Raw genomic sequence first — 21,568 nt, 5'->3', positions numbered from 1 at the left:
AGCAGCCAATAATCATGGCAAATGTGATCACTACCGCCAATAATCTGCGTAATAATCCATATGTCTTTACTTTGCGCTTTTTCATGCAATGTCCCTCCTACTTTGGTTTATGGTCTCTATAAACGAAAAAAGCCGAATGGCAGGATTTTTAATCCCGTCATTCGACGTTACCTAGTTTCTCCAATATGTATTTAAAAATGGGCCCACTAATGCTGTGCTGTGCTGTGCTGTGCTGTGCTGTGCTGTGCTGTGCTCAAGGATTGTAATTGCGTAGCCCATACGTGTCAAACTTCCTTTCTTAGAAGTTCATAACGAATGTTCCTACTTTCTTCATACAATCCTCTCCAGAATAACTCACTTAATTTTAACATTTAATGAAAGAATTTTTCTAAAGGTAGGATTAAAAAAGGAATAAACTTTTAAAAAGGAAGTATAAAAAAGGAACCATGCAGCATTTTGCATGATTCCTGCCTTGAACACATATTTTCCTTCAGATAGGCTGCCAATGCAGATCTGAGTATCTTCCTTATCCTTTTTCTTATACTCGGCTACTATCTGATTCCTTGTTGTCTTTCCAACAAACAGGTGCATTGTGTCTATTGAGCCGGCATAATTTGCTACCGCTTCTGCAAGATAAGTATCTGTCTTATACGCAGTTAACCTAGAAGGTGCTGTTGTGCAGTACATTGAGCTTATCTCCGTGGGGAATAGCTCCTTGATAGTTTTGACAGCTCCGGGATGAATTCGTATCCAAAGCTGAATGTGATTAGTTTTCTACCCATGATCTTTTTCTTCTTTTTACTTTGTGTTTTAAAGTTGCTGTATATGATCAGGCAGCGCCTGTTTCACATGGAAATGTATATAAAAAGAGCCGGAGCTCTTAGAATTTTAGAATCCAGCTCTTTGCAAAAATAAAAGCCCTGGAAAAATCCAAGGCTCTACAAGCAATAATAAATGTTTACTGAAGTAATAACAGTAAGAATATACCATTATTTGGGGTTGTTGTAAGCCGCGGCCGGATCTCCATAGAAATCCCCTACGCTGCAGATGCGCTTAGAATCTGGTTTTTGGTACAAAGAAGCGTCTTCATTATCGCCTCTTATGTAGAAATGCTCGGATTCTGCCAATACTCCCCAGTCCGCATCTTCTATCATGCAGCTTAAATCATAGTTACAGTCGTTCGCTGGCAGATTTTTAAGGGACTCGTCTTTTCCTGTGGCAAGCTCTTTAACCTGCTCCTTGATGCAGTGCCAGTCGTCATCGGAGGTGTCATAAGGCTTTACGGCATCTACTGAAACATATTCTTCGATAACATCACAACCATAACCATTATCAAATTCTCTTTTAGTGATAAATACCTTATACATTTCAGTGTTCTCCCTTATTTACCAAACAATCTCCTCCGGATAATTCTCAAACTCCGGGGCTGCCAGCTCGTATATACTGCAATGCTCTATTTTTGCTGAATACTCAAAGTCTCTTTTTAGCTTAAAGTAGCTCTCTGGCGGCTTCACAAAGCGCTTGGCAATGTTCCTGATTTTGTCCGGACGCTTGGCAGGATCCGTCTTGAGATACTCTAGATTGCACTTATCTACGTAATAGGTGATGTAGTCAAAGTATGTATGCTCAAAGTTATATGGAGACTTTGCTCTTTCAATCTCCTTATAAATCGATTTGAATCCCTCTGGACCAATAACATCACCAAGAGCCTTCAGAACAGCGCCGGAGAACAATTTTATTAGAGCCTGGTCCTTGATATAGTCATGAAGTCCGATGTTTCTTTGGAAAAGCTCATCATTCTTATATATTTCATAGTTTTCCCTGCAAAAAGCAAACATCTCTTCCACTGACAGTGCGACAAATACAGCCTCTGGGAAAAGAATATTCACGCTGTAGTGTACATTCTCTTTGGGCAGGACCTTTCCATGCCACTTTTGTAGCTCAGGAGTTACATTGTTATCCGCAAAAAGGATTTCTCTATCGCCCTGATATGCATGCCTGATATCGTAGCATACTCCAAGTAATCTGTTTTTGACGCCCCAATACGGGTCATCATAACTGTCTTCCGGGCCAGTCATACTGTAGATGCTATCGACTAGCTCGTAAAAGTCCTGGAATTCCCCTTCAACACATACGCCGGTCAGATTTTCTGTGGGTTTAGCGTAGATCATACCGTTCTCCTCGATAGGTGGTAAACAAATTCGGTAGCGTAGATGGTAAACTTTTTCGTTAGCGATTATGCCTATTTAGATTAAAACCTTCCTGGCATCGTGCATGTCAGAATAGCCCATGGCTCAGTTCTTTAGTTACGCCATACCACAGTTCTACCTGTTTTGGCCAGATACTTGATTCCGGACTTCATTTCAATGTCAAATCCGGAATACTTTTTGTTTATTTCTTCCGCTGTTTAAGGACTGTCCGCTTCAATGTAGTCTGTGTAGTAGTCATCGTCTTCAACTCCATGATATTCTGAAAACTGAACAAGCACATATCCTCCGCAGTTCTCGCATTGACATAAAACCCGTTCGCCTTCATTCCAGGTATAGAGCGGATGATCATAATCAGCGTCATTGTACTGGATAATGCGCTTAAGCTTCATGTGCTCATAGGCTTCATTTGGGTTCTCGATACTAAAGGCTTTGCATGTACTCATGGTGTTGCCCTCCACAGACTTCTACATGTCGTCAATTCGGTGACACTTTCACTTATAAGTCCTATTTTATTCAGTCACCGCATATTCCTCCATCACTTAAGAAGCTTTGAAAACTCAAGCGCTTTACCAACATCACCATCAACCTTAAGCTTGCCAATTGTAAATGCCGCAACAGGATCAAGCTTGCCGGAAATCAGCTTATTGAAATCATCAGACTTTATTGTTATTGCGCAGTTTCTGTCGTGATAGTCGTAAGGCTCAACATTGATCTTGTGGTCCTTGACCTCAACATAAAAAACATTTGGCTCAGTATCTGTGAGATTGACCTGCACTGCAAGAAAATCTACATTGCTGACATCTGCCTTCTCGGCAAGTTTTCTTACTTTTGACAATACCGTTTCAAACTTCATGTTCCTGATCCTCCTTTTTTTCTAATAAACTTCGCATCTCTACCTGTATCATCACTTACAAATCTTAAGGTTGTATTTTTTCACAATTTCATCACAACACTTTAAGCTTCGTTTAATGTTCGTGTCTTAATATAAAACCATCAAGAAGAACAAAGCTTCTTGATCCCCACACACAACATTTTTTTCATTCATCACACAAACCCCTTCGGCTCCCACACCCCGGAGGGTCCTCCCTACAATAGCGCCGCTGGTCTTTTTCTCATATAAAAAAGGTCAGCGGCTTCATAATTATAAAGGCGGCTATATCCATTATACCCCAAGAGGTCTTTATTATCTTAGAAAAAATGAGCTGGGATCTTTATTCCCAGCTCATTAAATAGCGCTTATCATGTAACTTACAGGCAATTAGTTTTTGTTATATTTGGGTGGTAAACAAATTCGGTAGCGCAGGTGGTAAACTTTTTCGCTAGCGCTTATACCTATCTAGATTAAAACCTTTCCGGCGTGCCATGGCAAGGAGCTGTTCCGGGGAGGCCTCTTGGGTATCGCACATGTCAGAATAGCCCATGGCACCGGTAATTGTTACCATCTGAGCACCATATTCTTCCATCAGGTCCAGACGGAGACGTTCGTAATCAATATTTTCATTATTGTTGTTATGTGAAAAAAGTCCCATATTCTTTAGAAAGGAAAGCCCAGCTGACCTTACGTATCCCCTACCAGACCTGTTTGCCTGTGGCGATAAACTCTTACTACTCAGAGGATAGATCATTTCATTCAGAGTTTATTTATCATGAACACAAATCGTTTGATTATTTCTTCTTAAAAATCATCGCCAAAATCTCCGGCGAAATCATCCGGATCATAGCCTGCATCTTCGATGGCTTCTCTGGCTTCGTCCGCATCCATGAACTCGATATCATCCAAAAGATCCGCTTCCTCATCGTATGCCTCAGGTTCATCTTGTGCAAAAATGGTAGTCTACCGGTCTTCTTATCTCAAGCTAGGGTCTGAACTGTAACGATTATTCTGTATCATTACCTCATCAAGCAAAAGCTTGAACCTCCCAAACACATATACTTTTTCATTATTCATTTCAAAGCTGCCGTCCCCCTCTTATTACTGGCAGCTTACTCTAAAAATAAACGGGCAGAACGCCGACTATCCAATGGTGTTCTGCCCTAAATCTTTTCTATATTCCTAAAAATCTCCCAAAATGGAGGATGGGCTGATCGCGATGACCAGCCCATGAAAATGAAAAAGAAGCAATGTGTGTTTTCTTACTGTCTATTATTATGGTACAATCTCCGGCTGAATAAAGAATAAACAAGCCTTGAACAAATTGTTAACATCATTTCCCTACACTACACCACAAAAAAGGACCGGAAGAATCAATCTCCCGATCCTTAACATCTCAATATGAATTACTTCTTAGCTCCGTTAACTGTATCCTTAAGAGCCTTACCAGCCTTGAACTTAGGAACTGTAGCTGCAGGAATCTTAATAGCTGCGCCAGTCTGAGGATTCTTACCTGTTCTTGCTGCTCTCTTAGCAGTCTCGAATGTTCCGAATCCAACGAGCTGAACTTTGCCCTTCTTCTTAAGCTCCTTTGATACTACGTCTGTGAAAGCCTTAACTGCCTTCTCAGAAGCTGCTTTTGTAAGACCTGTCTGCTTTGCGATAGCTTCTACTAATTCTGTCTTGTTCATTTATTTTTTCCTCCTCAAGAAAATGTTTTTTAGGTTGTAATCACCTTATCGTTGTAGCGAGCAAAACACTACCACAAAAGCGTAATACAGTTAATGCACCATGTCAAATATAGTTGAGCTGTCATTAAGAATTTTAAGTTCTCCATCACTGCTCTTTGTATCATGATTGTATCGAATCAACCCGTCAAAGTACTTATTGATCTCAGTAATATCCGTATTGGGGTTTGCATTCAGTTTTATTTCAGCCTGAGGAAATAAAATGGACATGAAAACATTTGCCAAATATTCCTTCTCTGGATCAATATCTATGTCAAAAAAAGCAGGTGCATATTCTACATCGCCATTTATAAAATGACCAAGCTCATGCGCGCATAATATTTTCCGTGAAAGACTATCAGCAAATTTTGTTATAAAAATAGTTGCTCCATAAGCATCTCTTGTAATAAATGCTTTTACATTATCCGTAAGTGCAGTAAAAATCACGCGAATCCCCAATTGTCTTGCTATATAAAAAGGATCATGATTTATAAAACGGTTTATTATTTCGTTAGCAGCAATTATTGTTTTCATCTGCTTTTCCGCAGAAACATCTTTCGCTTTCACGGTTACCCCTCCTCCCAATTGCTATTTTCGTTGATATTTTTTCATAACATTTGCTACAGTAATAATGTCATCTTCACTTAACTTCTCTCGAAAACAAGCAGCAACTCCTGTATCTGCTTGCTCAAGATATGAAATTGCATCATCATACTCTGCAATCTCCTTACCATCAAGAAATTTTGCCTGTATTGCTTGAAGCTTCGCGGAATAATTCATGTTTTGATTTAAATCAATTACATACTGAATTGCCGGCATAAACAGGAGAAAAACCATGACAAGTAAACAAATGCGTGATGACCCTCTTTTTATGCGAAATGAATTCGAAACCGAGGGTAAATATGGATTTCCAATAATACATAAACAACAACTAAATATTGATAACATTGACCTTATAGCATGCTCAGATGTAAGTACCCATGATACTAAAAATCTTCATAAAGGTGTACATTTCTTTGTTGATGATTACAGGTTTGAATCTACGTACTATCATCCAGAAAAAGCTCTGAAAAGATACGGAAAATACAGATTCCTGCTGACTCCAGATTTTTCACTATATAGTGATATGAGTCCTTGGCGCCAGATAGAATCTATCGGCAAATCAAGATGGGTAGGCGCATATTGGCAAAAAGAAGGCAAGATTGTTGTTCCCACCATTAGCTGGGGATCCAGCAGAAGCTTTGAGTTTTGCTATGACGCAATTGAAAAGCATTGCATAGTTGCCGTGGGGATGATCGGTTGTAAAGGCAATAAAAAAGCCTTTCTTAGAGGTTACTACCAACTGCTAATAAACATAGAGCCGGAGGCTATTATCTGTTTGGGCACACCTTTTAAGGAAATGGAAGGAAATCTCATTGTTGTTGATTACTTAAGCTCCAGAAAGGGGGACAATTGATATGGGCGGAAGAGGAACCTTTGCAGTCGGTAACAATGTGCCGTATAGTTATGAAGTAGACACTTCATTTTCACCAGATGGCAAATATAATGGAGTAAAAGTATTAAAAGGCATCCCTGGCTCCGGTAAACACAGTCTTCCTGAATCATCTCATTCCAGCATAGCTTACATTAAGATGAATTCTGACGGAACATTCAATATGATGAGAATTTATGATAAGAATCACAATCTAAGAATAGAGATTGCTTATCATCCAGAGGACATATCCGGCCTAAAAACCAAAACAAAGGTATTGCACTACCATGAATACAGTACTGATTTTAGCCAAACAAAAGCAGGGCCTTTCGAAAGGACCACAAAGATATTGCACAAAAACTCTAAGCTGTACAAAAAGTATAAAAAATACTTTAAAGGAGTTACATAACAATGAAAAATGGTAATATCAACGAATTTATTGACAAGCTCTGGGGTGGAGAAGAATTAATTTATACCTACAATGGTAAGAAATATTTCTCTCAAGGATATATTCTTGATGACGGAAGATATCGCTTTGAACTTCAACAATGGGAACCAGAAGGTAATTTGTTATGGAAAGTAGAAGGCTTTAGCAACCAAGAGAGTCTGGAAAAATTCCTAAAAGAGCCCCTGTTTGATGGGAAAACATTCTGGGAGATTGAAAAAGACGCAGAATGGGTTGACGAGTGAATTCCTAAAGAATGCGATCAAACGCAGTCCGTCCGCCTAAAGCGGGCGCAGCCGATAGGCTGCTATAAGATGCACGCGACTTTAGTCGTGTAAGGCTTCACACTAAAAGTAATGCCCCCGCAACTTGCGAGGGCATTAGACTATTGGACTTATAATATATATGCTTTTTGCATATTCTTTATAGGAGGTTCGCGAAAAAATCAAAGTTTACGCTTGGCATCAATATTCCTGATGTGAGATTCACCAATAATTCCTGCGTCTGTCTTCTAATTCGATCAGCGCGTCATAATATAGCTGCTGAAGTTCAGCTTTGCTTAAACTGTTTACATAATCACGAAGTTCATCGTAATGACGCTGTTCTTCCTCTTCTTCCTCTTTTTCCCACTCTTCTACTTGTTTGAGGAAATCCTTAGCAGCTTTGGGTTCTGCAGTAAAATAAAGAGCAATCATATGCTTACAGATAACTCTGCGTCCATCAGCAAAAGGACAAGTACAGGTGGATTTTCTAGGATGTTCCAGATCCACGTGCACATGGTAAAGCTCAGTGCCTTTTACTACACCGTCATAAGAGGTAGCACTTGTTTTCTCTACGGACTCTACCTTTTTGTTATTATAATAATCCATGCCACGCCAAACCGAGTTGCCGCTGGCGATTTCAATAAGTCCCATACTACTCAGTCACCCCAAATTCTTTCATCAAACTGTCAAACCTTGCCTGTTCTTTCTCCTTAATGGGCTTGGAAAGATCATTCATACAGTGATGGATTACGTCCGCATCCTTGAGCACTTCATCCATAGGGCTGTCAACAGTCAGCTTGTCATCATGATGATAAATCGCTGAACAAATGATGTCTGTCTCCTCAGGTGTTGTAAGTTCAAGCTTTGTAAGAACCTTCCTGGCATAATCAGCGCCAAGATGAGCATGGTCATCGTAAGATCCGGTCTTATAAGCATGCATGTCATGGAGCATAGCAGCCATAGCTGCAAGCTCCGGATCCAGGCCTCTTTTCTTCGCAATCATCTGCGCTGCAAGGGATACACAGTACAAATGCGAAATTGCACTGGTCCTTTTATCCTCGTCTTCTATCTTGTTAAGCTTCTTATCTACATACTTTCTCAGGTCTTTTAATCTGCTCATCGTGGATTCTCCATCATCCGGCAACCAAAAACTGTGCGCTTATAGGATACCGATTCAGACTATCCCCTTCGCTGCTAACTCCTGAATCCAATACAATCTTGGTTATCTTATATGTTCCAGGTTCAAGCTTTCCGTAAAACCATTCCCAGTTAGTTTCAATCTCAGCTTCCCCGTTCTTTGGAATATTGTAGCCAATATCAGTAAAAACTCCGTTATCAATTATCATCGGAACCGCTACCCACTTCTCACCTTCAAGCTTCTCAAGTGTGTAGCCATCTCCATATGTTAGCTCGCTGCTGCTCTTATCATCGTATTGTCTGAAATGAACAGTCAGTCCTGAGGTCGTCACATTACTAACACTCATCATGAGTCCAAGAGCCTCAACTTCAGAATCTGAAATGTACTGTCCTATTCCGCCTTCAGTCTTGCTGGGATCAAACTTAAGCGTATCCAAAATAGTATCTGCTTCTTCCCACATATAGCTTATCCAGGAATCGCAGTCTATGCTCTGGGCTACTATTTGCGGACGCTCGTCTCCAAAAGTAATGAAATCCCAATGCTCATGATCATCATATGTACCAACATGCGCGGTATATCCCGCTAATGTAATCTCTTCCTGTGAAAGTCCTGTTCCGCAAACGCCAAAGCTGTCTGAGTAAAATAGCTCAATCTGCCCTGCATCTGCAGATTTTGGTTTTAGTATCAATCCATAGAGGCCATAAGTGAGCTTCCCATCATCCACTGCAGAAATCTCCGCAGTCCATCCTTCAGGAATAACTACAGACATCTCTCCATAGGGTCCGCCAGCTGCAGCAGTCTTCTTTTCATATGCACTTCCCGTGACAAAAGAACTCCATTCGCCATAAACTCTGTCGGCTCCTTCACCATTAAAAGCCCTTACTCTTATTCTGAAATCAAAATAATCCTGGGCACCGGTAACATAAGAATTATCGGCGACCTCAACTGTTTCAGGTTCTCTGTACTCTTTTTCTGAATAGTACTTATTCTCCTCAGAGACTTCGTATCCATCAGCACCTTCAACAGGATCCCATTCGAAATAAACCTCAGCGCAGTCTTCTCCCGGTCTCAAAACTCCGTCTTTCACCGCAGGCACACCAAGAGTGCTGGCTTCAACCGCTTCCGGTTCACTCACTGTGCTGGAAGCAACTCCGCTATCTGCCACTTTATTGTTTCCACAACCTACAGCAACAATCGTCATAAGTATTAACATGGCGACACATAATCTTTTCATACTGCTCCTCCAGTGCTCAATCACAGTCAAAAACGGCTATATCCATTATACCCCAATAGGCACGTATTATCTTAGAAAAAATGAGCTGAGATCTTTATTCCCAGCTCATTAAAAGTGCTTACCCTGTAACTTACAGGCAATTAGTTTTTGTTATATTGGGGCGGTAAAAAAATTGGGTAGCGCAGGTGGTACACTTTTTCACTCAAGCATTCCCATTTATAGAATCAGTTTTTTTCTCACCGTATATGTATTGCCAGACAGTTCAAAGATTTCAAAGCCGGCCTTTTCATATAATCGTAACGGTCCAGTAAAAGCCATTTCTATATTCTCTCCATCCTTTACCGGATATGCTTCAACATATTTGTATCCTTCGAGCTTTGCATCATCACAGATTCTACGTAAAAACTGAGTTGCAATTCCCTTACCTCGGTATTCCGGAGAAATTTCAAAACATACTATAGCCTTAACTTCACCTGGAACAATGTTATGTGTGTATTCCTCATCATCAGGCAAAGTATGCAGATCAAATTCACCGGTTCTGTAGTAGCTTGACCTGTCATTCGAATTACACCAGCCTATTGCTATTCCATTATCATATGCCAAATAGCCCTTGATTTCTCCTGCCTGTACCATTCTTTCAGCTGATTCCCTAAGTGCTCTTATCCAGCCTTCCAGTCCGTTACCATAATCCTCTGCCCTCTGATACAATTCCTTTTCCATTCTTTCTTTGCTTAGATTGAATGCATTGCAATAACACGGATAGAATGGGGATCCATCTGAAAATGCCCTATTATCAAAGAAATCAAAATAATCCTCCGCCAAATCAGGAGTCAAACTCTTTATTACATATTCCATTTTCTGCTCTCCTCGTAAGACAAACTGCCGAGTTAACGTTCTGATTTATTCTGAAATTTAATCACAAATTTGAATTTATATAAGCGTATAACCTCTGAACCCGCGCACGGAATAGTACGAATCCGCCCCGTTATGGAATGTGAAAACCCTTCCGTAACGTCGTTCGCAGAACAATGCACCGCCCTTGTCGCGAATATCATCCGGCGTAGTGATCCAACTTGACGTTTTCAAATCAAATTCCCCGAGACTTTGCAGTCGGCGATAGAGTTCCTCCGTCATGATCAAAACGCCGATTTCTTTTGCTTTCCATTCGGCGCTGCCTGACGGCGGGTTTTTAGCACGCCCCTGTAATGCCTTTTCGTCATAGCACAGGCTTCTGCGCCCAGAAGGGGACTCCTTTGCGCAGTCGCAGAAAATTAGCTTTCCCGTCTTTTCGTCATAGCCGATGGTATCCGGTTCTCCGCCGCTCTCCTCCATCCTTCTCAAAACATCCATGGAGCCCTGATGCTCAAGCAAACGTTTCTCCACGTCAAGCCAACTCAGTTCCATATGAAGATTCTTATTATCCTGAAACCTCGCTTTTAATATTTCTAACATAGTTTTCCCCTCCACAGAATAGATGAGATACGACCTCCTTCGGCAAAAAGAAGGCTAATTTCGGTGCATGATCTTTAATTCTTTATAATCATTCTATTTTACGCTATTCCAGTATTCAAGCGCTGTTTCCATCTTTTTTATAACCTTAGGAGGCAGCACTTTAGGTCCCATATTAAAAAGATTATCGATACCGGCCACGGCACCAACACCAAAATTATCATATAGAGAAATGTGATAATCCTTACTTCCATGCCAGAATTTGATCTTTCCGGCAAAATCATTTGAAGGGTTTTTGTCGTACTGCTTTGCTATTTCTAAGGCTGTATCAATGCAGTTTCTCATTTCATCATCCTTTTTGAGGCAACAAAGAACCAATGATTTATAGACAAGTCCCATGATCTTCATCTTGGAAAGATAGCTGTTCTTGCTCCTATCAATGCTGGTAGCATCTACTATAGTCATATACCAATCCATAATCTCACCAGCTTCCTTGTATGCCTTCGCAGCGTCCATAGAAACCAGCACCATAAACATTTCTGTAGAAAACTCCAAGGTCTTTACCAGAATTGAGACCAAAACTCTTGTGTAAGTCTCCATTGCTTCCTCAGGCTTGCCCATCATTCTTAAAATATTGGCAATATTGATGTCTGCTATACCCTGATAATTTATCTTTTTAAACTCCTCAAGAGATTTCTCAGGGTTATCACGACCTTTTAATGTTGCGATGCGAAATTTAATGCTAAAGTTTTCCTGATCCGGTTTGTCACTCTGTGAAATATAGCGAACCGACGACTCATAAAGTTCTATTGCTTTGTCCCGGTAATCCTTCAAATCTTTCATCGATGAAACAATATAGTATGTGTCCGCACAGCTTGTGAGAATCTTAAAGTTACCCGGATATCTAACCAGTGCTTTTTCTGCCTCAGCAATAGCCTCGTCATATTTATCCTCATGTAAAAGAGCATCCAGCCTGTCAGAAATGTCTTTGACGTTCTTGGAGGACATGCTATAGCCCAGAAGCACGTCGACAGATATGCTAAAAAAGTCTGCAAGCTGCATAAGAGTTAGAATATCCGGCACATTACTGCCGCTTTCCCATTTTGATACAGCTCCAACCGTAACTCCGAAGGCTTCTGCCAGTTCTTCCTGGGTCAGATTCATGCTCTTTCGGTACTTCTTTATGTTTTCATTAAGCTTTATCTGCATTGCAAACTCCTTTAATGAAAGAATTTTTATCCTAAACTTGCTGATACTTTCTCGTTTTTAATTCCAAGGGAGCCTTCCTCAATCTCCATCTGTGGCTTTACAAAGACTAAGATTGCAAGAATAGCTATTGCAAAAATCACGCAGAATACAAGAATTGCTCCTGTGCTGACCTTAGTCACAACTGCGCTTAAAAGAAGTGAACCCACAGGCATACATGCTGTTCCGCAAGCGCCCATTACTGCGGCTGCTCTTGCAATATATTTTGGATCAGCATTTTTCATAAACTGGATATTGATTGTACCGCCTATGATTGAAGCTGCCACCATCATGACAAAAAATGAAGCTGCTACGTCCACATAACAAGCAATATTATTTCCAACAAAAACTCCACCGCAGGCCATTCCAAGCATTCCTGCTCCGAGAAGGGAGGTTCCAAGCATGATCATCTTAAGCGGAGATAGTTTCTGTGAAAGAACCGGTACGAGTGCGGATCCTGCAATACCTCCGATTGCAGCAAATGCACCTGCAATACTAAGGATTTCTCCGCCCATCTTGAAAATCTCGCTGGCAATTGGTGCCTGAAGTGCATTTATAGGAATGAGCATGAAGTTAAGGGCAACTGCAAGTAAGCCATAATTGCAGATAACTCGTGAATTTGCCACATATCTAAAGCCGTCTAAAAAGAATTCAATTTTACTCTGCTCTTTTTTGTTCTCTGTTTCTCCGGCCTCGGATGTTGTCTTGGATGCTTCATTCTGTGCTGCCTCAGTAATTGCTACTCTCCCAGCCTTCATTGCACTGATAAGCACCGCTGCAACTCCAAAAGTTATTACATCAATCATCATCGCTGCAGAAACGCCTGCTGTTGCAATGATCACGCCGGCAGCACCTGTACCTGCCAGTGATGCAGCACTTGAAAGCATGGAATTAAGACTCATTCCGCAGGTCATATGCTCTTTCTTAACCACCTGGATTGTAAATGCTGAAGTTGCAGGAAGATTAAAGGATTCCACTGTCGTGATGACCAAAGTAAAGATTGCCATAACCAGTGCATTCACCAGGCCTGCTCTATATAGAAGTGCAAACAATGTAATAATGACTGCCCTAAGAAGATGTGTTGCTACAATCACATGCTTCTTGTCCATCTTCTCAACAATAGCTCCGGCAAAGGGCTGAACCACCACGTTTGGAAGTGTATTAAGTGCAAAAACTATTGCTGACCATGCTGCACTGTGTGTAATCTGATAAACCAGCCATGTAAAAGCGATTGCATCTACAGAATCACCAAATCGGTTGATAACCGTAGCAAAAATCAGCTTTCTATATTCACGTTCCTTAATGATTTCCCCATACATTTTCTTGTTCTGTTCCATATCTGAAGCCTCCATACTTGTTTTCATGACTTCATTCTACATGGAACTTACACAAACTATAATACACTTATTGTACTAGTTATAAAAGAAAAGCTTTCCATTACGGAAAGTTTTTCTTTTGCCCACTGGTATGAGGTAAGTGATATATTTAACTGTATTCTCCTAAACATTGGTGACAGGTACCAGTAAACAGCTTTTATTATCGCTGCGAATTAATTCCTCTAAATGATCTGCTATTTTCGGATCACCTGCACACTGAGTAAGAACAATGATAATGGGCACTTTTAAGCTATGTAAGGTCTCTATTAATCTTATTTCACCTTCTTGATACCTATTAGTGCCCGAATTGATACAATACCATATTGCATGGATGCACTCATTTTCATTCCTGGATGACTTCTCTTCAAGCTTTTCACTAATCTCACGCATAGACTGTTCTGTTTTCACCGAATCAATTTCAAATTCAACCGTATCCCATATCCTAATAGGACTGTTGTTATCATGGCATATTGCATTTACAAGCGTACTCTTTCCTGATCCTGTAATACCCGTAACAACGATATTGGCAATAGGTATTTCCTTCTTTTCTTCTTTATCCTGCTTATAATCTTCACTCATGATAAAAATCTCCTTTTATGATGGCTATTATCTTGAACATGTTCTCTACTTTACTTTTTGGTCATATTTTGACCACCCTGAAAAAAGTAAAAAGAATGTTACATTTACAAATTGCAGCCCCTTTCTGCCGAATATATAATAGTTTATGTATGAAAAAACGAGGGGGATAGCACATGAACGAAGAATTGCTTTTAGAATATGAAAGAAACAGATTGAGCAAGCTGACGATAATATCCTCAGTAAACGAATACATTGACTATGTTTGTAAGAACAGACAGAACAATGATAATGCTGAATTATGGTATCGTGGCCACAGAAAAGCAGAATGGGATCTTAATGCCAGCGTTTACAGAGATAAGGAACGCTTTTCCGCTGCAAAAGAGCCCGGCGAAATAGAAAGGCTTTGTTATGATAAATTCCCGATTTTTGAAAAGGCCTTTGATTCTTTTTATGAAAAAATGAAGGACGCAGTTCCCAGTAACTGGAATAAATTCCACTATTTGTTTCTTGCGCAGCACTATAGTCTCAGAACACCTGCGCTTGACTGGTCCACAGATCCTTTGGTTGCGCTGTTTTTTGCATTGGATGGATTTGAGGAAAAGGACTCTCCTGTTGTGTATATTCTTAATCCATCTTTATGCAACGCCAATTCCATGATTGTAAATGAAGACGGTACAAGCATTACAGAACCGATATGCGTAGATACAATAAATAATGCGGATATTAAGTTTGACAAATGGTTAGGGGATCTTAACAACACCCCATTTACACCTATTCCCTTGGCAGTGAAAAGTGATTATGACATTTCATATCGTGTAGCAAGGCAATCAGGAGTATTTACCCTAATGGATTCCAGATATCCATTAAATTATAAATGGTACTCCACTACTGTTGATGAAAAGCCATTGGCTACAGTAATACATATAAATTACGAGAGCGTACCAGCTATAAAGGCACAATTAGAGGCTTTAAACATAACTCATGAAACCATCTATGGTAAAGCTCATAAAGAATGGGATGAGTTATGCAAGAATATAATGGCACAAACTCCAAAGCTAGATTTATCAAAATAATACTTAATTGAAAGGAAATACGACTGATATGTTCTTCTTTTTTAATAATGGCTCTCCGCTGGAAAAGCTAACTAGACTGGAATACAGCGATTTCTTAAAATCAGCGCTAGGACTCATGGCTTATTTTAATAAGGACTCATTCACTACAGAAGGTATACCCAAAAGTAAGAAATATTATAAAGTTTTAGGTCAACTAATACCTAAGAATCAGAAAACAATCATTTTTTATTTGACTGAAGATGATTACGATAGTAAGAGATTTCATGATAGTACTGGTCAGGCTTATTCTGCATATGATTATTTTTATAATCAATTCGGCAAAAGCACTATCGAATTATTGGCTATGTCCACTTATGGAATGAAAAAGATGGTGGAACTGGGTTATGAGCCAGGTTCTCTTTTAAAAGATACTTTAGGCATGGAGCTGCTTAATAAGCGAAAGAATGAAGAATATCGTTTTATTCTTGGGGCGGGAGTTAATAAAGATAATGGATTGAATAACACCTTTGGTAGTTGGGCCGAACTAGTTGATTCTATGAGAAATGAAGTCCGGACAATAAAATCCATACCAATCCCTGTTCTTCCAGATCTTAAGGCGCTTGGCATTTCTTTACCTTATAAATTGGAAATAAAAGATGACCTGATTTCGCTTGAACAAGATATCTGTAATACAAATTACATAGCCCCGGAGATACTAAAAAACCTGGATCCCCAGAAATATTACGATGTTATCTATAACAACCTATACTCATCATCTTTTAATCCAAGAATGTTTGATAAAGATAATAACGAACAATTGGAAAATACAACGCTATTTCAGATTGCAAAAAATGTTTACCAAAAGAAACGCGGACGTATCCTTACATTTAATTATGACAATGCGCTGGAAATGATTCTGGACAAAAACTTTCCTAGTGCCAAGTATCAGACAGTATATAAGTATAAGGCAGAAAAAAATGAGTATAACATACACATCGTGCACTCACATGGCCTGTATTCCTATAATGACAAGAAACATCCTAAGGCTATAGTCCTTTCAACCTATGAGTACTTGCGCGGATACTTTACTGCGGGACAATATGCACGTAAGAAACTGTCTGATCAACTGAAAGAAACTAATATTCTAATAGGAAATAGTGTATCTGACTACGAAGAGCAGAAAGTCTTTTTTACTAACTTTAAGAAAAATCCTTCAAGTTGGCATTTTGTATTTATGAAGAAAAATGCACCATCAAATAAATGGATGGATGATTACAAAATGTGCTACTTTATGAGGATGGGAATAATTCCTGTGTTCTTTGATGATTATCCAGATATAACAGAGTACGTGAATAATCTGTAATTTTTCGTCGGGGTCATATGTTAAGGTGCCAGGTATTGTGAATAGTCTTCACAGTGCCTGGCATCCATTCTTTTTGGCGGGTCGAGTAGACAGGGGGATTGCTCCCTCTGCCCCTCACAGAAATTCCGGACGTGCGGCTTTCCCGCATCCGGCTCTTTACGAGACTAATTATTCGTTTTACTGCGCATAGATACTTACGTATGTTCTAGGAAGAGCAACATTAAGATGTGAACTAATCATTGCCCATAATTCGTTCCTATTGTAGCTCTTCTTTTGACTTCGTCTATTCAGCCAATAAAATAGACTTTTAAGGACTTCATATCTGAATGTCTTCAAACTTCGCAAGTTATCTGTAATCCCATAGTAATGGTAATAACCAACAAGAATCTCATTAAGCTTCTCGTCATTACGATTCTATCTATATAGACTTCCGCACAGGCAACCGCGTCGTCCTCTGGATGTATGGTCTTTCGGTGCTCAATCACTATCCCTGCAACCACGCTGTCTACGCTTCGTAAGAGTGCGTTGCCGTATCTCACGCAAGACTCGCTTCCAATGCCGCGGCTCACGGCTTATTGGGCGGACGTTTGCAATCCGCTAAATGAAGCACCCTTAGCTGGGCGCACTGCCAGGTACCAATGTCGACACTTTGTGCGTCGTAATGCGCATGGTTCGGTAAGCGGTTATGCTCGAATCATACCAACTACTTCAGAATCTTATCCGCATCCCACAAGAATTATTACCGCCTATTTAGGTTGATTTTAGGATTCATGTTTATTATCAAATTATGGTCAATATATTCAAAGGAAAGGATTAATAATGAACAGGATCGCTTTGATTCCCGCATACATGCCAGATGAAAAACTGATTGATGTTTCTAAGGGCCTGTATCAGGAGGGTTTTGAAATCGTAATAGTAAATGATGGTAGCCCGGAGACTTTTAGTAAGGTGTTTTCTGACGCATCCAGATATGCCAGGATACTTGTTCATAATGAAAATAAGGGCAAGGGTGAAGCTCTAAAAACAGGGCTTGCATACATTCATAACACCTATGATGCGCCATACACTGTAGTCAATGCTGATGCAGATGGCCAGCATAAACTTGAAGATATCATCAACGTGATATCTGTAGCAGAAGCAAACCGTTCATGCCTTGTTCTAGGCAGCCGAAAAATGGAAGGAAAAGTTCCGTTTAAAAGCCGCGCTGGAAATGCCATTACCCGCTTTGTATATAGGCTCACAACCGGAAATATAGTTTTTGATACCCAGACAGGGCTTAGAGCATACAGTGATAAGCTGGTACCGAAACTTCTTCAAATAAGCGGAAGCCGCTACGAATATGAGATGAATATGCTCATGGAGCTCCCCAAGCAGGGAATAGAGATCAAAGAAGAATGGATAAATACTGTTTATATAGGAAAGAATGAGAGTTCTCACTTTGATCCTGTTAAAGATTCCATAAAGATATACAAAGAAATCCTATGCTTCTGTGCTTCATCCCTTATAAGTTTTCTTGTAGACTATGGACTGTTCTGCTTGATATCTGCGGTATCAGGTTCACTTATTGTGGCAAATATCCTTGCACGTATAATCAGTGGGACTCTGAATTTTTCACTTAACAGAAAAGTAGTTTTCAAATCTCAAAAGGATGTTGCCACTTCTGCCATAAAATACTCTGCTCTGGCAGTTGCAATACTCATACTTAACACATTTATCCTTGAGCTGCTTACCGGAATGGGCCTTGCAGCATATGTTGCAAAAATCATCACCGAACTTGCACTTTTTGTACTCAGTTACTTTATACAACACAGTTTTATTTTTAAGAAAGGCAGGCAGTATCATATGAAAAAACACCTCTGGGCTATATGTTCAGCTTTTGTCCTGGTAGCATTTACGACTTATATTTCCCTCGATACCTTTGTTATAAGCAAGAGCTACAACTCCAATGCCACAGAAATAAATACGTCCATGTTCGCTGATCAGACTGACAGCACCACTTCATTAACCGGATCCATAGATAATACGCAATCGGAAAGCACAGAACCTAAAGTTGCAAAAGCAGCTGATAGTACTGCTTCCAATAGCAGTTCAGATTCAGGTCTCTCAGAAAGTCACAAGTCTCGATCCAGCAGGAAACATTCCAAAACAAGTATGTCTGAAGATGGGTCAGTAACTTCTTCAGAAACCACAGAAAGCACATCTGGTATTAACGCCTCAGAGTCCTATTCGGGCGAAAACACTGTAAGTTCAGATAACTATAGCATTACATTAACTGAATATTATCAGAACGACACCAAAATCTACGTGGCAGACGTTACTCTTTCCTCTGCTCAGTACTTAAAGACGGCATTTGCCAATGACACTTACGGCAAAAACGTCACCGCCACAACTTCTACGATTGCAGAAAATAACAATGCTGTACTAGCCATAAACGGCGATTACTACGGCGTTCAGGAAAATGGATATGTAATACGCAACGGAATTGTCTACCGCGACAGTGCAAGCGGATCAGATGTTTTATGTATTTATACAGATGGAACAATGGAAGTCGTAAATGACACTGAGTACTCAGCCGAAGAACTGGTTTCAATGGGAGTATGGCAAGCTTTTTCCTTTGGCCCGGCTCTTGTAGAAGACAACTCTGTTACAGTAGATGAAAATGCCGAAGTTGCCAAGGCAAAGGCAAGCAATCCAAGAACTGCTATAGGCGTCATAGATGCCAATCACTTTGTTTTTGTTGTGTCTGATGGAAGAACTTCTGAGAGCGAAGGACTTAGTCTTTATGAACTTGCAACCTTCATGAAGGAGCTTGGCGTTGAAACAGCCTATAACCTTGACGGTGGCGGATCTTCCACCATGTACTTCAATGGATATGTGGTCAACAATCCCACCACCGGAGGAAGCATCAAAGAACGAAGTGTCAGCGACATTGTATATATCTAAAGAATTTTGGCAGGAGGAAAACTAAAATGGAAAAACAACTAAAACTACATTTGCTTTTCAATATCATTGGAACCTGCTTCCTTGCACTGTTTGGAGCAATATATGAAATCTTCAGTCATGAAGTATACTCCTACTTCATGCTGTATGCATTTGCCATACCTCTTACGATGGGAGTACTACCCTATTCTATCCTTTTATTTAAGGAAAAATATCCGGACAGAAGGTTTCTAAACCTCTGGAATACTGCTATTGCGACATTCAGCATTGGGAGCATATTTGCTGGTGTATTGGCAATCTATGGCACAACCAATTCACTTATTGTTGTCTACCCAGTTGCCGGAGCAGTCCTGGTTTTACTAAGTCTCTTGTCAAATTTACAGAACTATCGTCACAGGTCTATGGTTACATGGTCCGTTTGCAAATAATCTATCTAATGGTCCAGTCATAGTCTTTAAATAAAAAATAGGAGTCTTTTATAACTCACGTTGTAAAAGACTCCTATATTATTTATTCCTGAAGAACTCCGTTCTCGTCGAATTCGTAATCTCTCCAGTAAATGAATGTAGTACCTTTAGCCATGATTCCATCGTTATCGCCAAAGAAATAAGTATTTCCATCGATGGTCTGCCAACCATGGGCCATATCGCCGTTTTCAAAGAAATAGTAAGTTTTATCCTCGAAGATGATAAAGCCTGTCTGCATTACGCCGTCATCGCCGTAGTAGTGATCGCCCCACCAGTCGTGAGCCATTGTGTTTCTGACCATCTTACCACCGTCGTTACGGTTAAAGAGATAGGTCTTTTCATCAATTGTCTGTACGCCCTTTAAAATAGTTCCCCTCTCATCTGCGTAGTATTTTTCACCATCAAGTTCAAGCCAGCCTGTATGTGCTTTTCCATCTGCGTCAAAATAATAAGTGTCATAATATGGTGTTACGAACCGGCTCTTTGGAGCCTTTCCGTCCTCACCGAAGTAATAAGGCATTCCGTCTACATAGTAGAGGCCAAACTTCATCATGCCATCGCCTACTTCGCCAAAATAGTAAAGATCGCCATCTACAGTCTGAAGACCGTAAACTCTGTTGCCATCCTGATCTTCACAGTAAAGATTGCCCCACTCTTCTACAATCTTGAGATTATCTTCTTTCTTCTCGATTACCCAGCCTTCAGGATCAATAGGAGTAACTCTGATTGAGCGTTGTCTCACATTATATAAACCTGCCTGCTTACCTGCTCCATTATTTATGATAACTTCTGACCACTTATACTTGCTTCCATCTAAAACATATCTGTAAATACCATTTTCCTGGTCAACTAACTCCATCTTTTTTCCGGGCCAGTCAGAAGTAACACCAGCTATTGATAAACCATTAATTGTATAAATATATACATCGTCCCAACCAAGTGTATTAACGAATTCAACTATCGAATTACCATTTTCCTGTTTACGTGGTTCTTGTTTTACTTTACCAATCTTAAATAAAGCATCCTGCCCGGGAAGCTCGTAAAGTCCTGATCCGTCCCCTACAATGGCTGAAAATAATATCTTCTCATAGCCTTCACTTGGATAAATATCAACCTTATAGAGATTTTTTTCTTCATCACAAAGCTCCAGCTTTACTTGTTTATATTTATCTGTGCCTTTCCATAAAAAGCAATTAGGGCTGGTCCAACCTGGTCTGTCATTTTCAAAGTAAATTGTATATTTATCTTCAGCATCACCTTCAACTGCCTTTACCTTAAATGCAGATAAATTAAGCATTCCAAGCACCATAGTAATTGCCAGTAAGCTACTAAGTAACAATTTCATCGTAGATCTGATCCTGGATTTCCCGTTCATCCCTTCCATCTCATTACCTCCTTTTTTTATATTTGTTCCCAATAGTTATTGACGATATCGCCATCAAAAATAATCTTAGCACCGATAAAATATAATTTCAATACCGTTTATTATTAATGCAAATTTGTTTCAAACTAAAAAAGACCAACTTATATAAGTTAGTCTTTTTAAGCTTCTCGCCATTACGATTCTATCTATATAGACTTCCGCACAGGCAACCGCGTCATCCTCTGGATGTATGGTCTTTCAGTGCTCAATCACTATCCCTGCAACCACGCTGTCTACGCTTCGCAAGAGTGCGTTGCCGTATCTCACGCAAGACTCGCTTCCAATGCCGCGGCTCACGGCTTATTGAGCGGACGT

At 40.0% G+C, this 21,568-nt stretch carries 24 protein-coding genes and 1 pseudogene; 7 read left to right on the top strand and 18 right to left on the bottom strand.

Features of this window, described 5'->3' with window-relative positions:
• Positions 1 to 354: 354 nt before the first annotated feature.
• The 8 genes from G588_RS0114765 to G588_RS0114720 all read right to left on the bottom strand — a co-directional run bounded on the left by G588_RS0114765 (position 355) and on the right by G588_RS0114720 (position 5,627).
• Positions 355 to 687, bottom strand: coding sequence for a hypothetical protein (locus tag G588_RS0114765; protein WP_022779492.1), 333 nt, complete (start codon positions 685 to 687; stop codon positions 355 to 357).
• A 302-nt stretch (positions 688 to 989) separates the two neighbouring features.
• Positions 990 to 1,367 carry a hypothetical protein gene (locus G588_RS0114760; protein ID WP_022779491.1) on the bottom strand — a complete coding sequence of 126 codons (378 nt, stop codon included), beginning with the start codon at positions 1,365 to 1,367 and terminating at the stop codon, positions 990 to 992.
• Between the two features lie 18 nt (positions 1,368 to 1,385).
• Positions 1,386 to 2,171, bottom strand: coding sequence for a DUF6904 family protein (locus G588_RS0114755; RefSeq protein WP_022779490.1), 786 nt, complete (start codon positions 2,169 to 2,171; stop codon positions 1,386 to 1,388).
• 236 nt (positions 2,172 to 2,407) lie between these two features.
• The gene (locus G588_RS0114750) at positions 2,408 to 2,653 is read right to left on the bottom strand and encodes a hypothetical protein (protein WP_022779489.1); all 246 of its coding nucleotides are present in this window, start codon (positions 2,651 to 2,653) and stop codon (positions 2,408 to 2,410) included.
• A 92-nt stretch (positions 2,654 to 2,745) separates the two neighbouring features.
• Positions 2,746 to 3,063: an SCP2 sterol-binding domain-containing protein gene (locus tag G588_RS0114745; protein WP_022779488.1), complete on the bottom strand. Its 318-nt coding sequence runs from the start codon at positions 3,061 to 3,063 to the stop codon at positions 2,746 to 2,748.
• 1,424 nt (positions 3,064 to 4,487) lie between these two features.
• Complete coding sequence (locus G588_RS0114730; RefSeq protein ID WP_022779485.1) at positions 4,488 to 4,772, bottom strand: HU family DNA-binding protein; 285 nt, start codon at positions 4,770 to 4,772, stop codon at positions 4,488 to 4,490.
• 90 nt (positions 4,773 to 4,862) lie between these two features.
• The gene (locus G588_RS0114725) at positions 4,863 to 5,375 is read right to left on the bottom strand and encodes an ImmA/IrrE family metallo-endopeptidase (RefSeq protein WP_022779484.1); all 513 of its coding nucleotides are present in this window, start codon (positions 5,373 to 5,375) and stop codon (positions 4,863 to 4,865) included.
• A gap of 21 nt (positions 5,376 to 5,396) precedes the next feature.
• Complete coding sequence (locus G588_RS0114720) at positions 5,397 to 5,627, bottom strand: hypothetical protein (protein WP_155830808.1); 231 nt, start codon at positions 5,625 to 5,627, stop codon at positions 5,397 to 5,399.
• A 16-nt stretch (positions 5,628 to 5,643) separates the two neighbouring features.
• Between G588_RS0114720 and G588_RS21755 the strand changes: the two genes are divergently transcribed.
• Genes G588_RS21755 through G588_RS0114705 form a run of 3 tightly spaced genes read left to right on the top strand, consistent with a single transcriptional unit; the run spans position 5,644 to position 6,969 of the window.
• Entirely contained in the window at positions 5,644 to 6,264 is a 621-nt protein-coding gene (locus G588_RS21755; protein WP_051139954.1) for a DUF4417 domain-containing protein, read from the top strand.
• 1 nt (position 6,265) lies between these two features.
• Complete coding sequence (locus tag G588_RS0114710) at positions 6,266 to 6,688, top strand: hypothetical protein (protein WP_022779482.1); 423 nt, start codon at positions 6,266 to 6,268, stop codon at positions 6,686 to 6,688.
• A gap of 2 nt (positions 6,689 to 6,690) precedes the next feature.
• Positions 6,691 to 6,969 carry a hypothetical protein gene (locus G588_RS0114705; RefSeq protein ID WP_022779481.1) on the top strand — a complete coding sequence of 93 codons (279 nt, stop codon included), beginning with the start codon at positions 6,691 to 6,693 and terminating at the stop codon, positions 6,967 to 6,969.
• Between the two features lie 240 nt (positions 6,970 to 7,209).
• Here the strand turns inward: G588_RS0114705 and G588_RS0114700 are convergent, their stop codons facing one another.
• The 8 genes from G588_RS0114700 to G588_RS0114665 form a co-directional block, all read right to left on the bottom strand.
• Positions 7,210 to 7,638, bottom strand: coding sequence for an SWIM zinc finger family protein (locus tag G588_RS0114700; RefSeq protein ID WP_022779480.1), 429 nt, complete (start codon positions 7,636 to 7,638; stop codon positions 7,210 to 7,212).
• A gap of 1 nt (position 7,639) precedes the next feature.
• On the bottom strand, positions 7,640 to 8,107 hold the full coding sequence (locus tag G588_RS0114695) for an HD domain-containing protein (RefSeq protein WP_022779479.1): 468 nt from the start codon (positions 8,105 to 8,107) through the stop codon (positions 7,640 to 7,642).
• Positions 8,108 to 8,120: 13 nt separating this feature from the next.
• Positions 8,121 to 9,359, bottom strand: coding sequence for an immunoglobulin-like domain-containing protein (locus G588_RS21750; protein WP_022779478.1), 1,239 nt, complete (start codon positions 9,357 to 9,359; stop codon positions 8,121 to 8,123).
• Between the two features lie 216 nt (positions 9,360 to 9,575).
• Complete coding sequence (locus G588_RS0114685; RefSeq protein WP_022779477.1) at positions 9,576 to 10,214, bottom strand: GNAT family N-acetyltransferase; 639 nt, start codon at positions 10,212 to 10,214, stop codon at positions 9,576 to 9,578.
• Positions 10,215 to 10,289: 75 nt separating this feature from the next.
• A complete protein-coding gene (locus tag G588_RS0114680) occupies positions 10,290 to 10,811 on the bottom strand; it encodes a DUF4256 domain-containing protein (RefSeq protein WP_022760379.1) in 522 nt (173 codons plus the stop codon).
• A gap of 93 nt (positions 10,812 to 10,904) precedes the next feature.
• Positions 10,905 to 12,017 carry a helix-turn-helix domain-containing protein gene (locus tag G588_RS21745; protein ID WP_022779476.1) on the bottom strand — a complete coding sequence of 371 codons (1,113 nt, stop codon included), beginning with the start codon at positions 12,015 to 12,017 and terminating at the stop codon, positions 10,905 to 10,907.
• A gap of 26 nt (positions 12,018 to 12,043) precedes the next feature.
• On the bottom strand, positions 12,044 to 13,390 hold the full coding sequence (locus G588_RS0114670; protein WP_022779475.1) for an MFS transporter: 1,347 nt from the start codon (positions 13,388 to 13,390) through the stop codon (positions 12,044 to 12,046).
• A 162-nt stretch (positions 13,391 to 13,552) separates the two neighbouring features.
• Positions 13,553 to 14,008: a GTPase domain-containing protein gene (locus G588_RS0114665; RefSeq protein WP_022779474.1), complete on the bottom strand. Its 456-nt coding sequence runs from the start codon at positions 14,006 to 14,008 to the stop codon at positions 13,553 to 13,555.
• Positions 14,009 to 14,181: 173 nt separating this feature from the next.
• On the opposite strand from G588_RS0114665, the gene G588_RS20475 reads away from it, so the two are divergent.
• Both G588_RS20475 and G588_RS0114655 read left to right on the top strand, forming a co-directional pair.
• A complete protein-coding gene (locus G588_RS20475) occupies positions 14,182 to 15,081 on the top strand; it encodes an FRG domain-containing protein (RefSeq protein ID WP_051139953.1) in 900 nt (299 codons plus the stop codon).
• 28 nt (positions 15,082 to 15,109) lie between these two features.
• Positions 15,110 to 16,423, top strand: coding sequence for an SIR2 family protein (locus tag G588_RS0114655; RefSeq protein WP_022779473.1), 1,314 nt, complete (start codon positions 15,110 to 15,112; stop codon positions 16,421 to 16,423).
• 177 nt (positions 16,424 to 16,600) lie between these two features.
• On the opposite strand, the pseudogene G588_RS22165 reads toward G588_RS0114655, so the two are convergent.
• Positions 16,601 to 16,813, bottom strand: a pseudogene (locus G588_RS22165) (group II intron maturase-specific domain-containing protein); the annotation flags it as partial.
• A 459-nt stretch (positions 16,814 to 17,272) separates the two neighbouring features.
• Between G588_RS22165 and G588_RS23415 the strand changes: the two are divergent.
• Entirely contained in the window at positions 17,273 to 19,366 is a 2,094-nt protein-coding gene (locus G588_RS23415; RefSeq protein WP_196804990.1) for a phosphodiester glycosidase family protein, read from the top strand.
• A 26-nt stretch (positions 19,367 to 19,392) separates the two neighbouring features.
• Positions 19,393 to 19,791, top strand: coding sequence for a hypothetical protein (locus G588_RS20465; protein ID WP_022779472.1), 399 nt, complete (start codon positions 19,393 to 19,395; stop codon positions 19,789 to 19,791).
• 82 nt (positions 19,792 to 19,873) lie between these two features.
• Here G588_RS20465 and G588_RS0114635 read toward each other — a convergent pair whose 3' ends face one another.
• Positions 19,874 to 21,214: an N-acetylmuramoyl-L-alanine amidase family protein gene (locus G588_RS0114635; protein WP_022779471.1), complete on the bottom strand. Its 1,341-nt coding sequence runs from the start codon at positions 21,212 to 21,214 to the stop codon at positions 19,874 to 19,876.
• Positions 21,215 to 21,568 lie beyond the last annotated feature (354 nt).

This window comes from Butyrivibrio sp. AE3009 (assembly GCF_000420845.1).
Classification (GTDB): Bacteria; Bacillota; Clostridia; order Lachnospirales; family Lachnospiraceae; genus Butyrivibrio.
This window is presented reverse-complemented; position numbering and strand designations above follow the sequence as displayed.

Excerpts from the sequence above, each read along its gene's own strand:
- G588_RS0114655 (WP_022779473.1), top strand. The coding sequence starts at position 15,110 with ATGTTCTTCTTTTTTAATAATGGCTCTCCGCTGGAAAAGCTAACTAGA.
- G588_RS21750 (WP_022779478.1), bottom strand. The coding sequence starts at position 9,359 with ATGAAAAGATTATGTGTCGCCATGTTAATACTTATGACGATTGTTGCT.
- G588_RS21745 (WP_022779476.1), bottom strand. The coding sequence starts at position 12,017 with ATGCAGATAAAGCTTAATGAAAACATAAAGAAGTACCGAAAGAGCATG.
- G588_RS0114745 (WP_022779488.1), bottom strand. The coding sequence starts at position 3,063 with ATGAAGTTTGAAACGGTATTGTCAAAAGTAAGAAAACTTGCCGAGAAG.
- G588_RS0114765 (WP_022779492.1), bottom strand. The coding sequence starts at position 687 with ATGTACTGCACAACAGCACCTTCTAGGTTAACTGCGTATAAGACAGAT.
- G588_RS0114685 (WP_022779477.1), bottom strand. The coding sequence starts at position 10,214 with ATGGAATATGTAATAAAGAGTTTGACTCCTGATTTGGCGGAGGATTAT.
- G588_RS0114705 (WP_022779481.1), top strand. The coding sequence starts at position 6,691 with ATGAAAAATGGTAATATCAACGAATTTATTGACAAGCTCTGGGGTGGA.
- G588_RS0114755 (WP_022779490.1), bottom strand. The coding sequence starts at position 2,171 with ATGATCTACGCTAAACCCACAGAAAATCTGACCGGCGTATGTGTTGAA.
- G588_RS0114700 (WP_022779480.1), bottom strand. The coding sequence starts at position 7,638 with ATGGGACTTATTGAAATCGCCAGCGGCAACTCGGTTTGGCGTGGCATG.
- G588_RS0114750 (WP_022779489.1), bottom strand. The coding sequence starts at position 2,653 with ATGAGTACATGCAAAGCCTTTAGTATCGAGAACCCAAATGAAGCCTAT.
- G588_RS0114665 (WP_022779474.1), bottom strand. The coding sequence starts at position 14,008 with ATGAGTGAAGATTATAAGCAGGATAAAGAAGAAAAGAAGGAAATACCT.
- G588_RS20475 (WP_051139953.1), top strand. The coding sequence starts at position 14,182 with ATGAACGAAGAATTGCTTTTAGAATATGAAAGAAACAGATTGAGCAAG.
- G588_RS21755 (WP_051139954.1), top strand. The coding sequence starts at position 5,644 with ATGACAAGTAAACAAATGCGTGATGACCCTCTTTTTATGCGAAATGAA.
- G588_RS0114720 (WP_155830808.1), bottom strand. The coding sequence starts at position 5,627 with ATGCCGGCAATTCAGTATGTAATTGATTTAAATCAAAACATGAATTAT.
- G588_RS20465 (WP_022779472.1), top strand. The coding sequence starts at position 19,393 with ATGGAAAAACAACTAAAACTACATTTGCTTTTCAATATCATTGGAACC.
- G588_RS23415 (WP_196804990.1), top strand. The coding sequence starts at position 17,273 with ATGCCAGATGAAAAACTGATTGATGTTTCTAAGGGCCTGTATCAGGAG.
- G588_RS0114680 (WP_022760379.1), bottom strand. The coding sequence starts at position 10,811 with ATGTTAGAAATATTAAAAGCGAGGTTTCAGGATAATAAGAATCTTCAT.
- G588_RS0114695 (WP_022779479.1), bottom strand. The coding sequence starts at position 8,107 with ATGAGCAGATTAAAAGACCTGAGAAAGTATGTAGATAAGAAGCTTAAC.
- G588_RS0114730 (WP_022779485.1), bottom strand. The coding sequence starts at position 4,772 with ATGAACAAGACAGAATTAGTAGAAGCTATCGCAAAGCAGACAGGTCTT.
- G588_RS0114760 (WP_022779491.1), bottom strand. The coding sequence starts at position 1,367 with ATGTATAAGGTATTTATCACTAAAAGAGAATTTGATAATGGTTATGGT.
- G588_RS0114710 (WP_022779482.1), top strand. The coding sequence starts at position 6,266 with ATGGGCGGAAGAGGAACCTTTGCAGTCGGTAACAATGTGCCGTATAGT.
- G588_RS0114670 (WP_022779475.1), bottom strand. The coding sequence starts at position 13,390 with ATGGAACAGAACAAGAAAATGTATGGGGAAATCATTAAGGAACGTGAA.
- G588_RS0114635 (WP_022779471.1), bottom strand. The coding sequence starts at position 21,214 with ATGGAAGGGATGAACGGGAAATCCAGGATCAGATCTACGATGAAATTG.